The following is a 16,854-nucleotide window of genomic DNA, read 5'->3' on the forward strand; positions in this document are numbered from 1 at the left end:
TAAGACGGCCCGAAATCGGCGCGGATCCACTGTGGTAGCGGGCTTGCCTGCGATAGCGGCAGGTCAGCCAGCCTATCTTGCACAGGCATACCGCTATCGCAGGCAAGCCCGCTCCCACATTTTAATCTCCGCATGACGGGCGATTGGGTCAGACGCGGAAGGCTTGCACGGCCGTGTTGAGCTGCCCGCCCAGCACCAGCAGGTGTTCGCCTTGGCGACGGCCCTGGCCAATGCGCAGCAAATTGTCCTCACCCAGCTGGTGAATCCGCTCGCTGTTATCGCGAATCTCACTGACGGCGCCACTTTGCTGTGCGGTTACATCGGCGATGCGCACCGCCGTGTCGGAAATGGTTTGGATAGCCCCGACGATTTCATCCAAGGCACCGTCCGCCGCCTGGGCTTGCTGGGCAGTGGCTTCGGCGTGTTCGACCTGGGTGCGCATGCCTTGCACCGATTGGTGGGCGGCGGTTTGCAGGCCGGCGATCAGCGTCTGGATTTCGGCCGTGGCGCCGGCGGTGCGTTGCGCCAGCGAGCGCACTTCATCGGCGACCACGGCAAACCCGCGCCCGGCCTCACCGGCACGCGCAGCTTCGATGGCGGCGTTGAGCGCCAGCAGGTTGGTCTGGTCGGCAATCGCGCGAATCACCGTCAGCACACCGCCAATGGTGGCGGATTCTTCGGCGAGTTTTTCGATCATCTGCGCGTTTTGCTGCACTTCGCCCACCAGGGCATGCAGCCCGGTCAGGCTCAGGCCGATCACGCGTTGGCCCTGTTCCACGGCCTGGCCCGCACTGCGGCTGGCACCGGCGGCCTGGCTGGCATCACCGGCCACTTGCTGGATGGTCGCCTCCAGTTCACCCAGCGAATCACGGATCTGCGCGGTGTCCCCGGCCTGGCGCTCGGCACCGTCGTGCAGACCGCTGCTCAGCTCGGCGAGGGCGCGGCTGCTACCGGCCACTTCTTCGGCATTGCCGCGAATGGTGCCGACCAAATCGACCAGATAAGCGCGCAGGCGGTTGAGCGAGGCTTCGATATCGTGCAGCTCGCGGTTGGTCTTGCCCAAGGCAATCGGTCGGCTGAAGTCGCCTTCGGCCCAGGTCGACAAGGCGGGTGCGAGGTTGGTGAGTACGCGCGCCAGCTTCCTTTGTAGCGTGTCGATCAGCAGCGCGATCAGCAGAATCAGGCCGATCATCACGCCTTGCATCAGGCGCACTTCGCCCTGGATCTTGGCGTGTTGCGCGCGCACTACCGGCTCCAGGCCAGCGATGGCTTGCTGCACGGTAGCGATTTTCACATGGGTGCTGTCGGCCAGCGCGGTGCGCAGTTGGATCTGGTCGCGGGTGCGTTTGAGTTCGGCGGGGTAGCGGGTCAGCAGGCTGTTGAGTTCGCGCTTGAGGTCGACGCCAGTGTCTTGGGCTTCGGTTTTCTCGGTGTTTTCCAGGCCCATCATGGCGGAAAAGTCATCAGTGTTGGACTCGGCACTGGCCTTAACGCCGAGCAACGGCAGCTGCGCCAAGAGGTCCGCCTGGGTGCGGATGCTGGCGACTTCGCGCTCCACATCATCCGCCAGTTCCGCGCGCCCGCTGCTCACCAGCTTGTCGCGGGCCAGGGACAGCTTGCCCAAGTGCTGGGACGCGGCCAGCAACGGCGGCAGATAACGCGAGGCCTCGGGCGAGTTGACGCCCATGGCGTACTGGCTCAGTTGCTCCAGGTTCGCGCCCAATTCGCGTTCGGCTTGCAACAGCAGGGCTTGCGGGTCGCCGGCCAGTTTGCCGGCGGCCAGCAGGTCGGTTTTGCTGAAGGTATCGAGGTCTACCAGGCTGGGACGCAGGTTTTGCCCCAGCTCTGCGGGCAGTTCGTCCAAGTGCTGCAACAGGCTTTCGAGGCTCTGGCCGGCACTGCTCAAGCGCAGGGCATCGCCGCTGGCCAAATAGTCGTCGATGTTGCGCGCGGCTTGGTTCTGAAAGGTTTGCGACAGGCCCAGGTAGCGTTCCATCAGCAAATAAGGCCGCTCCAGCGCCCGTTGCGACCACCACAGCGTCGCTCCAAGCGCCAGGCACACGGCCACCAGAAGGAGGGTATTCAGATTGGTCAGCAGCTTCAGGCGCATGCGTGGTTTCAACCGACAGCAAAAGATAAGTGCCTGAAGTTATTGCGTTTCCATTACAGAGTTATGACGGATTCAGTGGATTCCGGTGAAAAGGTGGCACTTTGCTTTGACGTGCGCGCGGCTTGCACGCGGTTACGTCCGGCGTTCTTGGCTCGGTATAGCGCCTCATCCGCCTGGGCGGCCATCATCAAACTGTCGGAGCCGTCGCACAGCTCCACCAGCCCGGCGCTGAAGGTGCACCACAAATCCTGCGGCTGGGCCGGGTAATGAATTTCGGCAAAACGCCCGCGGATTTCGTCCAGCACCTTGCAGGCCGATTCCAGGTCGGTGTCGGGCATCACGATGGCGAATTCTTCACCGCCGTAGCGGCCGATGTAGTCGGTCTTGCGCAAACGCTGTTTGAGAAACAGCGCCAGGCTCTTGATCACACGGTCGCCCATCGGGTGGCCGTGGCTGTCATTGACCCGCTTGAAGTGGTCGATGTCGAGCATGGCAAAGCTCAACGGCTTGTTCTCGCGGCGTGCGCGGAAGCTGCAGTCTTCGAGCAATTGCAGGATATGGGTGTGGTTGTACAGCCCGGTCAGGCTGTCACGGACCATCCGCGCCTTGAGGTTGCGTGCGCGGGCGGCGCGGTTGCGCACGGTGGTGATCAAGTGGCGCGGCTTGATCGGCTTGGTGAGGAAGTCGTCGCCGCCTTCGCTCATGGCATCCAACTGCTTATCCAGGTCGTCTTCGGCCGACAGGTAGATGATTGGCACGCTGACGTAACGGTCGTTGTGGCGAATTACCTTGGCCAGTTCGGTGCCGGTACAGGCGGGCATGTACATGTCGAGGATAATCAGGTCCGGCTGGAAGTCCGCCAGCTCGGCCATCGCCTGGATCGGCTCGATCAAGGTGCGCGTGACGATGCCGGCGCTGTTGAGCAGGCGCTCGGTGTGCAGGGCCTGGGCGCGCGAGTCGTCGATGATCAGCACTCTATACGGCTCGTACTGAGCGACGCAGGTCAGCACTTCGATTTTTTCCAGCAGGCTCGAAGCCTCGAGGGTGCCGGTGAGAAATTCCTGACCGCCGGCGCGCACGGCGGCCAAGCGCGTCGGCGTGTCGGTTTCATGCAGGCTGAAAAACAGCAGCGGCAGCTTTTGTTCCAGGCCTTCCTGGGCTTCGGCGGCGAGCGTGAGGCCCAGGCCAGGGCCGCAGAAATCCACATCCATTACGATCACAGAGGGCAGGCGCTCGGCCAGGGAGGCGCGAAACGCCGCCACGCTGTCGAGGGGCTGGGCGCTCATGCCAAAGAATTCCAGCTGCTTGGCCAGACGTTCGGCGCGGTCGTGATCGGCCAGCATCACGTAGATCGGTTTGCGCATCGGCGGCAGGAAGGTTTGTTCCAGCTGGTCGCCCTGGCGCAGGCCGGTGCGGGACAGGCGCTGCATCAGGCGGTTGAGCTCGGTGATCACTTGGCTGCTCAGGCGGCCGCGATTTTCATCGACCACCTTGAGCGATTCGCCAATATGCCGCGCCAGTTGGCCATGCTCTGGCTGTTCGAAACGCTCGGCAAAGCGCAGCAGGCGCAGGTTGGCTTCGCTGAGTTCGGACAAATCGGTGTTCGACCATTCGCTGCGTTGCAGGCGCTGCCAGATCTCAAGAATTTGACGTGCCTGATGAATTACCCGCTGGGCAAAATGGTGCTTGAGACGCTCACGGCTCGGGTCTTCTGACTCGGTCATATCCTGACTACTAGTTAGGCTGCATGCTGAGGTCGACTGATGGCTCTATGCTAGCACCTCTTTTCTCTTACATGAGTGTCATACGTCAATTAAGTACAAGTCTGTGCCATTCAATTTTTGACTTGATGGTCGCGCAGCGTAAAAAACGTGCATCCTTTATAGTCCTACTTCCTCCCATGCGCCGCTTTCGGTTAAAAGCCCCGCGCCGATGGGCACGATGGGGTAGGGTTGTGGTCGGAGTGTTTGAACGCACCCGGATAAATGACGTGCATGAACTCAAGTGATTGAAAGGATATCGCCATGCTGGACTGGAAAAACCGCGCAGGCACTGCCAAAGGCCCCGCCCCTGAGCCCAAGTCGGCCAACCGTAGCTACGTTCGCAACCTGGTGATGAGCCGAGCCGTGCTCAGCGTGCTGGGTTTGTACCTGTTGGTCACCGGCGGCCTGGGTTGGTACTGGAGCGAAGAGCCCGCGCTGTTCCCGGTCCAGCAAAATGCCCAGCTTGCCGCCGAGAAGGAAGGCAAGCAGATGGTGGTGGGCTACACCACCGTCGAAACCCTCAAGACCGTGGTCAGCACCTTGCTGAACAAGCCTGGTGGCTACATTTCCAACGACCGTTTCCCGCCAGGCTTGTGGATGGACAACATGCCGAGCTGGGAATATGGCGTGTTGGTGCAGGTGCGTGACCTGACCCGTGCGCTGCGTAAAGACTTCGCCCGTTCCCAGTCGCAGTCGGCTGAAGACGCCGACTTGGCCAAGGCCGAGCCGCGTTTCAACTTCGACAACAAGAGCTGGGTGCTGCCGTCCAGCGAGTCGGAGTACCAGGAAGGCATTAACTCCCTGAGCCGCTACGAAGCACGCCTGTCAGACCCGAACCAACGCGGCGCGCTGTTCTATGCCCGCGCCGACAACCTGAACAACTGGCTGGGGGACGTCGCTACCCGCTTAGGTTCGTTGTCGCAACGCCTGTCGGCCAGTGTTGGCCGGGTGAAACTGAACACCGCGCTGAAAACCGAAGCCCTGGCGCCGGGTGAAGTGCCGCAGCTCGATGAGGAAGTGGTGGAAACCCCATGGATGCAGATCGACAACGTGTTCTACGAAGCCCGTGGCCAGGCGTGGGCACTGTCCCACCTGTTGCGCGCCATCGAAGTCGACTTTGCCGACGTGCTGGCCAAGAAAAACGCCACCGTCAGCGTGCGCCAGATCATTCGTGAGCTGGAGGCCTCGCAGGAGCCGGTTTGGAGTCCTATGATTCTTAACGGCAGTGGCTTTGGCATCCTCGCCAACCACTCGCTGGTCATGGCCAACTATATTTCCCGGGCAAACGCCGCAGTGATCGACTTGCGTCAGCTCCTCAACCAGGGTTGATGATGGACGCTAGTCACAACGAGGCCGCGCACCGCGCGGCCTCTGATGCTGAACTGATCGATTGGGTCGACGAGCAGGACAACCTGCTCGGCACCCTCGTCAGGTCCGACCTTCGCCAGCGCGGCCTTATCGGCCGTTGCACCTTTATTTTCCTGTTCAATTCAGCCGGTGAGCTGTGTGTGCATCGGCGCACCCTGAGCAAAGCCATGTACCCCGGCTTCTGGGACACGGCGGCGGGTGGGATGGTCGCGGCAGGCGAGAGCTACGCTGATTCGGCAGCCCGCGAGCTGGAAGAAGAGCTTGGGGTGGCGGGTGTGCAATTGACCGAGCATGACCATTTCTACTTTGAGGATGGCGACAGTCGGCTCTGGTGCAAATCCTACTCGGCGGTCTGGGATGGCCCGTTGCACCTGCAGCCGGAGGAAGTCATGGAGGCGCGCTTTTTACCCATAGAAATTGTCCTACAGGAAGCTGAGCAAAAGCCTTACTGCCCGGACGCTCAAGAGGGCTTGCGGCGCTATCTGGCCTCGCGTCGCTAAAGTTGCATAAATTGGCGCTATTTGGCTCTTAGCAAGTCGGCTTTTTGCCGTTACACTGCGCGACTTTTCCCCCGAACCACCTTTGCGGTTCGGTAGCGCTGCCCCTGCCTGAGTGGGGCTTCGCGGTCGGTGATCCTCATTGCGAGCACCGATCAGTCTTTGTCCTCCCAAGAGGATTGCCGGTGGCCAAAAAAGCCGCATCCTTCGCCGCCCTTGGTGGCCTGGTATTTTCCACCGACGCAGGTCGACACTGCCCGGACTGTCGTCAGCCCGTGGATTCGTGCACCTGCAAACAAACCCTGATCCCTGAAGGCGACGGCATTGCCCGCGTGCGACGCGAGAGTAAAGGCCGTGGCGGCAAGACGGTGACCACCATCACCGGCGCGCCGCTTGCAGAAGACGCTCTCAAGGAATTGGCCACCACGCTGAAAAAGCGCTGTGGCACCGGTGGCGCGTTGAAAGACGGGGTCATCGAGATTCAGGGCGATCACGTCGAGTTGCTGTTGGCCGAGCTGATCAAGCTCGGGTACAAGGCCAAGAAGTCCGGCGGCTGAAAGCCTCTTCCCAACCTGTGTCTAAACTCTGTCCTGCGAGTGAGGTCTTACCTTGCTCACAGGCAAATCGTCATTTTCATTCTTTAGACTGCGCCAGCCTCAAACCAGGGGCGGCGCCTTCGCCTTCATTTATAGGGGACTTCGATGTCCGTACGACGCACACGCAAAGACGATGGCAGCCAATGGACAGTTGCGGACAGCCGCAGTGTTTACGGGATTCGCCATTGGGGGGCCGGGTATTTCGCGATCAATGAAGCCGGTCGCGTTGAAGTCCGTCCGAACGGCCCGAACAGCACGCCTGTCGATCTGTACGAGCAAGTCGACGAGCTGCGCAAGAGCGGCCTGTCCTTGCCGTTGCTGGTGCGCTTCCCCGATATCCTGCAAGACCGCGTGCGCCAGCTGACCGGTGCATTCGACGCCAACATCGAGCGCCTGGAATACCAGAGCAAGTACACCGCGCTGTACCCGATCAAGGTGAACCAGCAGGAAGCGGTGATCGAGAACATCATTGCCACCCAAGACGTGTCCATCGGCCTGGAAGCCGGCTCCAAGCCTGAGCTGCTGGCCGTGCTGGCCCTGGCGCCGAAGGGCGGCACCATCGTTTGCAACGGTTACAAAGACCGTGAGTTCATCCGCCTCGCGCTGATGGGCCAGAAGCTCGGCCACAACGTGTTCATCGTGATCGAGAAAGAATCCGAAGTGGCGTTGGTGATCGAAGAGGCCGCCAACCTCAAGGTCAAGCCACAGGTCGGCCTGCGCGTGCGCTTGTCGTCCCTGGCGTCGAGCAAATGGGCGGACACCGGTGGTGAGAAGTCCAAGTTCGGTTTGTCGGCGGCGCAACTGCTGTCGGTGGTCGAGCGCTTCCGCGACGCCGGCCTCGACCAGGGCATCCGCCTGCTGCACTTCCACATGGGCTCGCAGATCGCCAACCTGGCCGACTACCAGCACGGGTTCAAGGAAGCCATTCGTTACTACGGCGAACTGCGCAACCTCGGCCTGCCGGTGGACCACATCGACGTCGGTGGCGGCTTGGGCGTGGACTACGACGGTACGCACTCGCGTAACGCCAGCTCGATCAACTACGACATGGACGACTACGCCGGTGTGGTCGTGGGCATGCTCAAGGAATTCTGCGACGCGCAGAGCCTGCCGCACCCGAACATTTTCTCCGAAAGCGGCCGCTCCCTGACCGCCCACCACGCCATGCTGGTGGTGCAAGTCACCGACGTCGAGAAGCACAACGACGAAATCCCGCTGATCGAGAACAAGGAAAACCTGCCGGAAACCGTGCAATGGCTGGTGGACCTGCTGGGCCCGACCGACATTGAAATGGTCACCGAGACCTACTGGCGCGCCACGCACTACATGAGCGACGTGGCCACCCAGTACGCCGACGGCAAACTGACCCTGGCGGAAAAAGCCCTCGCCGAACAGTGCTACTTCGCCGTGTGCCGCCGCCTGCACAACTCGTTGAAAGCCCGCCAGCGCTCGCACCGCCAGGTGCTGGACGAACTCAATGACAAGCTGGCCGACAAGTACATCTGCAACTTCTCGGTGTTCCAGAGCCTGCCGGACACCTGGGCCATCGGCCAGGTATTGCCTATTCTGCCGTTGCACCGTCTCGACGAAGAGCCGCTGCGCCGTGCGGTATTGCAGGACCTGACCTGCGACTCCGACGGCAAGATCAAGCAATACGTCGACGAGCAGAGCATCGAGACCAGCCTGCCGGTACACGCCTTGAACGACGGTGAAGACTACTTGCTGGGCATCTTCCTGGTCGGCGCTTACCAGGAAATCCTCGGCGACATGCACAACCTGTTCGGTGACACCGACTCGGTGAACATCTACCAGCGTGAAGACGGGTCTGTGTACAGCGCCGGGATCGAAACCCACGACACCATCGAAGACATGCTGCGCTATGTGCACTTGTCGCCGGAGGAGTTGATGACGCATTACCGTGACAAGTGCGCGAGCGCGAAGATCAGTGCGGCGGAGCGTACGCAGTTTCTGGATGCGTTGCGGTTGGGTTTGACGCGGTCTTCGTACCTGTCGTCGTAACTGAAGTGACCCGGCTCTAATGTTGGAGCCGGGCTTGTGTGGGAGCTGGCTTGCCTGCGATAGCATCACCGCGGACCGTTTGATCGATCGCGGTGCCTGCATCGCGGGCAAGCCCTAATGCCGTTCAGTTAAGCGAACGCAATGCCCAAAGCAGCGAAAATTAAATGTGGGAGCGGGCTTGCCCGCGATGACGTCGGCCCAGCAAACATGGATGTTGACTGACCCACCGCTTTCGCGGGCAAGTCGAATCGTCGCACCGCCGCTCCCACAGGGGATCTGCGCTTAACTGAACGGCATTAGGGCAAGCCCGGCTCCCACATTTTGATCTTCGTTTGGTAGTACCTTCTGTGTGAGGTCTGAACGATGTCGAGTAAATTCCTGCAAGCCTTCACCCTGGCATTCGCCGCGCTGCTTGCCGCGTGCTCCCCAATCAAAGTGCTCAATGCACTGACGCCCTCCAGCACCTTCACCAAAACCGCCTCCATTGCCTACGGCGATGACCCGCGCCAAAAACTCGATATCTACCGTCCGATCAAGGCCTCGCCCAACGCCCCTGTCGTGGTGTTTTTCTACGGCGGCAGCTGGAACAGCGGCGCCAAGGATGACTACGGTTTTGTCGGCGAAGCCCTGGCTTCACGCGGCATCGTGGTGGTGATTGCCGATTACCGGCTCTACCCGCAAGTGCGTTACCCACTGTTCCTACAGGACAACGCCCAGGCCGTCGCCTGGACCTATCAGCACATCGCCGACTACGGCGCCGACCCCAAGCAGCTCTACCTGATGGGCCACAGCTCGGGTGCTTACAACGCGTCGATGTTGGCGCTGGATGCGCGCTGGCTTGGCGAAGTGAATATGTCGCCATCGATGCTCAAAGGCTGGGTCGGCCTGGCCGGGCCGTATGACTTCCTGCCGATTGACAACCCTGACGTGAAACCGGTGTTTTTCTTTCCCGACTCACCGCCCGATTCCCAGCCGATCAACCATGTCAGTGCCGGAGCACCGCCGAGCCTGTTGATTGCCTCGACGTCCGACAGCCTGGTCAACCCCACGCGCAATACCGGCGGGCTGGCGAAGAAGTTGCGCGCGGCAGATGTGCCGGTTGAAGAGTTTTACTTCACCAAGACCAACCACGCGACGTTGGTGGCGTCGATCTCCCGGCCCTTACGATGGCTGGCGCCGGTGCTGGATCGGGTAACCGCATTTATCAGGTTCACGCCGGGCGATTGATCCGATAACGCCAAGGCTTATTGTAACGTCAGGCAGTTTTCCTGTTGGCAGGCACCGGTTTTGCCTGACAGTGTTATGAACTTCACGGCGTCCGTTTTGGTTGTGGTGGACAGCGTGATGACGCCATTGCTCAAGTCCATGGTCAATATGCCGTTAGGCTGGAGGGTTTCCTTCTTGCCTTTTTGGAATACAGAGACCACGAACGTGCTGTTATTTCGTACTTCCACCGGTTTGAGGACAACGGTTGTAGCAGGGGTTTCGGGTGCCTGTACGGGCGCTATGAAAACTTGCCCATCGGGCACGTTTTGCGTCGGTGCGGAGTCGGCGTTGGCCACTTGCATGAAAACGCTGACCAAAACGGCGGTGAAAACGGCGGGGCTTTTGCGATCCATGTCGGGTCCTTCCTGAAAGGATAGATGTCTGCGTTGCTTATTTTTCTCGATATTTTTGACGGTACAGGCTGTACACCGTTGAGGTCTCGGTGCTATTGCCGCCCATGTGGGTTCGTCCCTGGGTTGCAAGAAGGTTGGGGCCTGAATTTATCGCTCTTCAGGGCCCACCTCCATTCAACGCCGATGACGGGCTTTTGTAACCTGTGAGAACTAACAGGTCGAAGCGCCAAGCCATTCGTTCCTTTTGCTCAATCGCCAAGCGATCACCCACAGCGTAAGACTGCGCAAGGCCATGAACAGCAGAAAGGTTATCCACAGGCCGTGGTTGCCCAGGCTCTGCAGCGCCCAGGCGAACGGCAGCACCAACAGCACCGTCAGCAGCATGCCGTTGCGCATTTCCCGCGCGCGGGTGGCGCCGATGAACAGGCCGTCCAACAGGTAACTCCACACCGCAATCAAAGGCAGCACGGCCAGATAGGGCAAGTACATGTCGGCGGTTTCGCGCACGCTGGGGATGTCGGTTTGCATGGCGATAAACAGGTGGCCGGCGAAGGTGAACAACAGCGCGAAGCCGACACTGGCGATCAGCGACCAGCCGCACGCGACCACCAATGAACGGCGCAGCGCCTGACGGTCATGTGCGCCAATGGCATGCCCGCACAGCGCCTCAACGGCGTGGGCCAAACCGTCCAGAGCGTGGGCAGTCAGCAGCAGGCCGTTGAGCAGCAGCGCATTGGCCGCCACGGTGGCATCGCCCAGGCGTGCGCCTTGCACCGTGATCATGAAAAACACCGATTGCAGGGCAAGGCTGCGGATAAAAATGTCGCGGTTCACCGCCAGCAGCGGGCGCCAGCTTTGCCACAGCGTTAACGCCGCCCAGGCGATGTGCCCGGGATAGGCGCGCAGGGCTTTTTGTGTGAGCGCCAGGCCGAGCAGGGCGCCGGTCCATTCGGCGATGACGGAGGCGCGCGCGGAGCCGACCACCCCCCAATCCAGGCCGAGGACGAACCACAGGTTCAAGGCGATGTTGACCAGGTTGGTGGTCAGCAGAATCGCCAGCGGCGCGCGGGCGTTTTGTGTGCCCAGGAACCAGCCGACCAAGGCGTAGCTGGCCAAGGCGGCGGGCAAGCCGAACAGGCGCGTGTGGAAAAAATCGCGGGTCAGTTGATTCAGTTCGGGGGAAGGCTGCATCCACTCCAGGGCCAGATGGCTCAGGGGGATGCCGACCGTGCCCAGCAACATCGCCAGGCCCAGCGCCAGCAGCAAACCTTGCAGCAGGATTTGCCGCAGTGCGGCGCCATCATCTCGCCCGGCGGCTTGGGCGGCGAACCCGGTGGAGCCCATACGCAGAAAGCCCATGGCCCAGGCGAGGAAGGTATACAGGCTGGCACCGACGGCCACGGCACCCAGTTGGTGGGCGTGGGGCAGGTGGCCGATGACCATGCTGTCCACCAGGGCTACCAGCGGCACCGAGATGTTGGACAGGATCATCGGCGCGGCCAGGGCCCAGACGCGGCGGTGGGTGGGGCGGTGGCGCCAGTCGGTGAGCAGGGTTGTCATTTGGGCTCCTTTGGGGAGCGGCATTGTACCCACCCATCAGCCACGCAGCAGAATCAATGTGGGAGCTGGCTTGCCTGCGATGGCGGCCGTTCAGTCAACGTTGTGATAGCTGATACACCGCTATCGCAGGCAAGCCAGCTCCCACATGTTGATCTCCAATGGCTGTGGGATTTGGCTGGGATAAGAGAGGGCCCAGAACCAAACCACCCTCCGTCGGTCAATGTGACCAGTACCCCATCGGCCCCACTCGGGCTGATATATAGTTCACCCCTCGGATCCCTCTCACTACGAGTGCCCCAATGCTTAACAAAGGACTGTTCCTTGCCTGTGCGCTGGCGCTGCTGAGCGCTTGCGATTCCTCCGACAAACCGGCTGCACCGCCTACTCCAACGGTGTCGAGCGCGCCGAAACCGGTCAAGGCGGCGGTGGATGTGGCGGCGTTGAAGCAGCGTTATGCCGGCCGTGAGTTGAGCGTGGTGGACGTGTCCGAAGTCCAGTTGGACGGGGCCAGCACCTTGTCGGTGAGTTTTTCCATTCCGTTGAGTCCCGATCAAAAGTTCGCCGATAAACTCCATCTGGTCGACAGCAAGTCCGGCAAGGTCGATGGCGCCTGGGAGCTTTCCGATAACTTGATGGAATTGCGCCTGCGCCACCTCGAACCGCAGCGCAAGCTGGTGCTGACCGTCGACGCCGGTGTGAAGGCGGTCAACGATAATAAGCTTGCCGCCGAATACAGCACGCGCCTGGAAACCCGCGACCTGCAAGCCACCGTCGGCTTTGCCAGCCGCGGCACCTTGCTGCCGACGCGTCTGGCTGAAGGCTTGCCGGTGATCGCGCTGAACGTCGACAAGATCGACGTCGAATTCTTCCGGATCAAACCCGAATCCCTGCCGTCATTCCTCGCTCAGTGGGGGCGCAATACCAGCCTGCAAAGCTACGAATCCCGCGAGCTGCTGCCGATGGCTGACCTGGTCTACGGCGGCCGTTTCGACCTGAACCCGGCGCGCAACACGCGCGAAACCCTGTTGCTGCCGATCGCCGGCCTCAAGCAATTGCAACAGCCGGGCGTGTACCTGGCGGTGATGCGCGCCTCGGGCACCTACAATTATTCGCAACCGGCCACGCTGTTCACCTTGAGTGATATCGGCCTGTCGGTGCACCGTTACGCCAATCGCCTGGATGTGTTTACCCAGGCGCTTGAAGGCGGCAAAGCGCTGGATGGCGTTGACCTCGAAGTGCTGGATGCCGAAGGCCGTGTGCTGGGCCAGGGCAAGACTGAGAAGGGCGGCCATGCTGAGTTGCCGCTACCGAAAAAAGCCCAGGTGTTGCTGGCAAAACTTGGCGACCAAACCAGCATGCTGCGCCTGGACAGTGCGGCGCTGGATTTGGCCGAGTTCGATATCGGCGGCCAGCCGGCGCACCCGCTGCAGTTCTTTGTGTTCGGCCCACGTGACCTGTATCGCCCCGGCGAAACCGTGCTGCTCAACGCCCTGCTGCGCGACAAGGATGGCAACGCCGTCAAGCCGCAGCCGGTGAGCGTCGAAGTGCGTCGCCCGGATGAGCAAGTAAGCCGTAAGTTCGTGTGGGATGCCGATGCGTCCGGCCTCTATCAATATCAATTGCAACTGGCCGCTGAAGCCCCGACCGGGCGCTGGCAGTTGGTGTTCGACCTGGGCGATGGCAAACCACAGCTGTATGAATTCCTCGTCGAAGACTTCCTGCCCGAGCGCCTGGCGCTGGAACTCAAGGGCAGCGACACGGCTTTGAGCCCGGCGGATAACCCGGTGATCCACGTCAACGGCCGCTACCTCTACGGTGCGCCGGCGTCGGGTAACCGGGTCAGTGGGCAAGTCTACGTGCGCCCGTTGCGTGAAGCGGTCAAATCACTGCCGGGTTATCAGTTCGGCTCCGTGACCGAAGAAGAGCTGAGCCAGGATTTCGAGCTGGACGAAAGCGTACTCGACGCCAAGGGCCAGGAAGCACTGACCCTGGAAAGCAAATGGGCCGACGCCAAATCACCGCTGCAATTGATCGTGCAAGCCAGCCTGCAAGAGTCGGGCGGGCGGCCGATCACTCGGCGCCTGGTGCAGCCGATCTGGCCGGCTGAGCAACTGCCGGGCTTGCGTGGCTTGTTCGACGGCAAGGAAACCAATGGCGACGGCCCGGCGGAGTTCGAAGTGCTGGTGGCCAACCAGGACGGGCAAAAACTCGCCGCGCAGAACCTCAAAGTGCGCCTGGTGCGTGAGCGCCGCGACTACTACTGGAACTACTCGGAGAGTGATGGCTGGAGCTATCACTTCAACGAGAAATTCCTCAACCTCGACGAACAGACCCTGAACATCAAGGCCGGCGACACTGCCAAGGTCAGCTTCCAGGTGGAGTGGGGCCCGTACCGCGTCGAGGTCGAAGACCCGCAAACCGGGTTGGTCAGCAGCCTGCGGTTCTGGGCCGGTTACCAGGCCCAGGACAACACCGAAGGCGGCGCCGTGCGCCCGGATCAGGTCAAGCTGGCGTTGGATAAACCTGCCTATGGCGACGGCGACACCGCCAACGTCACCGTCACGCCGCCTGCAGCCGGTAAAGGCTACTTGCTGGTGGAATCCAGCGAAGGGCCGCTTTGGTGGCAGGAAATCGAGGTGCCGGCCGAAGGCAAAAGCTTCGCCGTGAAGCTCGACCCGAAATGGTCGCGCCATGACCTGTACGTCAGCGCCCTGGTGATTCGCCCGGGTGAGCGCAAAGCCAATATCACCCCAAAACGTGCCGTGGGCCTGCTGCACCTGCCGTTGGACCGTACCCAGCGCAAACTTGGCCTGACCCTTACCGCGCCGGAAAAAATGCGCCCCAAACAACCGCTGACGGTGAAGATCGTCGCCAAGAATGCCGACGGCAGCGTGCCGAAACAGGTGCATGTGCTGTTGGCGGCCGTAGACGTGGGCATCCTCAATATCACCGAATACCCCACGCCGGACCCGTACTCCAGCCTGTTTGGCCGCAAGGCGTATGGCGTTGATCAATTCGATATCTACGGCCAGTTGATCGAAGCTGGCCAGGGCCGTTTGGCCAGCCTGGCTTTCGGTGGTGATGCTGCGCTGGCCAAGGGCGGTAAACGCCCGGATACCAGCGTGACTATTGTTGCGCTGCAAAGCGCGCCGGTGACACTCAATGAACAGGGCGAGGGCGAAGTCAGCGTCAATATCCCGGACTTCAATGGCGAATTGCGCCTGATGGCCCAGGCCTGGAGTGATGATCGTTATGGCATGGCCGAAGGCAAGACGGTAATTGCCGCGCCGCTGATTGCCGAGCTGTCGGCGCCGCGCTTCCTGGCCGGTGGTGACCAGACGACGTTAGCGCTGGACCTGTCCAACCTATCGGGCAAAGCACAGAAACTCGACGTGCAACTGAGCGCCGAAGGGCAGTTGGAGTTGGTCAACAGTGGTGCGCAATCCGTTGAGTTGAAACAAGGCCAGCGCACCACCTTGCGCATCCCCGTTAAGGCCTGGGGCGGACTGGGGCAGGGCAAGGTCAAGGTCACGGTGAATGGCCTGGATCTGCCGGGTGAAAACCTGCCGCCGTTCAGCCGCGAATGGACCTTGGGCGTGCGCCCGGCCTACCCGGCGTTGCTCAAGCATTACCGCGCGGTACTCAAGGATCAGCCGTGGAGCCTGCCGGTCGGCACCTTGGATCAGTTCGATACCTCGGGGCGTGAAGCGCTGCTGAGCCTGTCGAGCCGGCCACCGCTGAACCTCGGCGCGCAGATCAGTGCGCTCAAGGCTTACCCTTATGGTTGCCTGGAGCAGACCGCCAGCGGCCTGTACCCGTCGTTGTATGCCGACGCTGCATTGCTCAAGCGCCTGGGCGTCAAGGGCGAGTCGGACAGCGAGCGCAAACGCAAGATCGAACTGGGCATCGAACGCTTGCTGGGTATGCAGCGCTACAACGGCAGCTTTGGTTTGTGGGGCGCCGATGGCGAAGAGGAATATTGGCTGACTGCCTACGTCACCGACTTCCTGCTGCGCGCCCGTGACCAAGGCTTTGCCGTGCCGCCCGAGGCGCTGAAGAAAGCCAGTGAGCGCCTGCTGCGTTACGTGCAGGAGCGCAACCTGATCGAGGTGGATTACAGCGACAACGCCGACCACACCCGCTTTGCCGTGCAGGCCTACGCCGGCATGGTGTTGGCGCGCAGTCAGCAGGCGCCACTGGGGGCGTTGCGCAGTATTTTCGAGCGTCGCAGCGATGCGCGTTCCGGGTTGCCGTTGGTGCAGCTGTCCATCGCCCTGCAAAAAATGGGCGACCAGCCACGTGCTGATCAAGCCTTGCTCGCTGGGCTCGCGGCGCAGCGCAACGCCAAAGAGTGGCTGGCCGACTACGGCAGCCCGTTGCGCGATCAGGCGATGATCCTGGCACTGCTTGAAGAGAACGACTTGGCCAAGGGTAAGCGCGAGGATCGTTTGTTCACGCTGTCGGACCAGTTGGCGGCCAGCCCGTATCTCTCGACTCAAGAGCGCAACTCGCTGTTCCTGGCCGGGCGTCTTGGGTTTGCGCAGCCTGAGGCCGATTGGAAGGTGCTGCTCGATGGCAGCGGCGGTGTGCATGAGTTGAATAACCAACAGTCGACGCTGGCGCTGGAAGGCAAGTTGCTGTCCAGCGACCTGACCTTGAGCAATCAAAGCGAGGCGCCGGTGTACCAGCAGCTGACGATCTCGGGTTATCCACAGGTGCCACCGGCAGCTGGCGGTGACAACCTGAGCATTCGGCGCGAATACCTGGGCATGAACGGCCAGCCGCTGAACCTGCGTAACGTCAATAGCGGTGATTTGGTACTGGTGCATTTGGCCGTCAGCGCCAAGCAGCGTGTGCCGGATGCCTTGGTGGTGGACCTGTTGCCTGCGGGCTTGGAATTGGAAAACCAGAACCTGGCGCAAAGCGCGGCCAGCCTGGAAAACGCCAGCAGCCAGGTGAAGGAATGGCGCGAGTCGATGCAGAACGCCTCGCTCAAGCACCAGGAGTTTCGCGATGATCGGTATGTGGCGGCGATGAATCTGGATGGCTCTGGCACCACGCACCTGTTGTACCTGGCGCGGGCGGTGACGCCGGGCACTTATCGGGTACCGCCGCCGCAGGTGGAGTCGATGTACCGGCCGAACTGGCAGGCGGTGGGGGAGACGCCGGCGGATTTGGTGATTAAAGGCCGCTGAGGTCTGGCTGAAGGAACTGGGTTCAAATGTGGGCGCTGGCTTGCCGGCGATAGTGGTGGGCCAGCCAGCACATTGGGTTCCTGATGTACCGCTATCGCAGGCAAGCCAGCTCCCACAGGGGATCGGG

The 16,854-nt window shown here is 61.5% G+C and carries 10 protein-coding genes; 6 read left to right on the forward strand and 4 right to left on the reverse strand.

Translation table 11 applies throughout. The features are described 5' to 3' along the window. Window positions 1–148: 148 nt before the first annotated feature. Together K0P33_RS04285 and K0P33_RS04290 are read right to left on the reverse strand one after the other, a co-directional pair. Complete coding sequence (locus tag K0P33_RS04285; protein WP_242154186.1) at window positions 149–2,110, reverse strand: methyl-accepting chemotaxis protein; 1,962 nt, start codon at window positions 2,108–2,110, stop codon at window positions 149–151. A 53-nt stretch (window positions 2,111–2,163) separates the two neighbouring features. Further along, on the reverse strand, window positions 2,164–3,834 hold the full coding sequence (locus K0P33_RS04290) for a PleD family two-component system response regulator (protein ID WP_094949800.1): 1,671 nt from the start codon (window positions 3,832–3,834) through the stop codon (window positions 2,164–2,166). A 300-nt stretch (window positions 3,835–4,134) separates the two neighbouring features. Here K0P33_RS04290 and K0P33_RS04295 point away from each other — a divergent pair, with 300 nt between their 5' ends. From K0P33_RS04295 to K0P33_RS04315, 5 genes are all read left to right on the forward strand, one after another. Then, window positions 4,135–5,202: a DUF2333 family protein gene (locus tag K0P33_RS04295; protein ID WP_094949801.1), complete on the forward strand. Its 1,068-nt coding sequence runs from the start codon at window positions 4,135–4,137 to the stop codon at window positions 5,200–5,202. Window positions 5,203–5,204: 2 nt separating this feature from the next. After that, a complete protein-coding gene (locus K0P33_RS04300; protein ID WP_094949802.1) occupies window positions 5,205–5,741 on the forward strand; it encodes an NUDIX hydrolase in 537 nt (178 codons plus the stop codon). Between the two features lie 182 nt (window positions 5,742–5,923). Beyond that, window positions 5,924–6,295 (forward strand): translation initiation factor Sui1, encoded by a 372-nt coding sequence (locus K0P33_RS04305; RefSeq protein WP_094949803.1) that lies wholly within the window; start codon window positions 5,924–5,926, stop codon window positions 6,293–6,295. A gap of 144 nt (window positions 6,296–6,439) precedes the next feature. Further along, a complete protein-coding gene (gene speA, locus K0P33_RS04310; protein ID WP_094949804.1) occupies window positions 6,440–8,353 on the forward strand; it encodes an arginine decarboxylase in 1,914 nt (637 codons plus the stop codon). Between the two features lie 363 nt (window positions 8,354–8,716). Next, a complete protein-coding gene (locus tag K0P33_RS04315; protein WP_242154188.1) occupies window positions 8,717–9,580 on the forward strand; it encodes an alpha/beta hydrolase in 864 nt (287 codons plus the stop codon). 17 nt (window positions 9,581–9,597) lie between these two features. On the opposite strand, the gene K0P33_RS04320 is transcribed toward K0P33_RS04315, so the two are convergent. Both K0P33_RS04320 and K0P33_RS04325 read right to left on the reverse strand, forming a co-directional pair. Further along, the gene (locus K0P33_RS04320; protein ID WP_094949806.1) at window positions 9,598–9,972 is read right to left on the reverse strand and encodes a hypothetical protein; all 375 of its coding nucleotides are present in this window, start codon (window positions 9,970–9,972) and stop codon (window positions 9,598–9,600) included. A 210-nt stretch (window positions 9,973–10,182) separates the two neighbouring features. After that, on the reverse strand, window positions 10,183–11,532 hold the full coding sequence (locus K0P33_RS04325; RefSeq protein WP_094949807.1) for an MATE family efflux transporter: 1,350 nt from the start codon (window positions 11,530–11,532) through the stop codon (window positions 10,183–10,185). Between the two features lie 299 nt (window positions 11,533–11,831). Between K0P33_RS04325 and K0P33_RS04330 the strand changes: the two genes are divergently transcribed. Further along, a complete protein-coding gene (locus tag K0P33_RS04330) occupies window positions 11,832–16,727 on the forward strand; it encodes an alpha-2-macroglobulin (protein WP_242154191.1) in 4,896 nt (1,631 codons plus the stop codon). The last annotated feature ends 127 nt before the right edge of the window (window positions 16,728–16,854 follow it).

It is taken from the genome of Pseudomonas sp. ArH3a, from assembly GCF_022648765.1.
In the GTDB taxonomy this organism is placed as follows: domain Bacteria; phylum Pseudomonadota; class Gammaproteobacteria; order Pseudomonadales; family Pseudomonadaceae; genus Aquipseudomonas.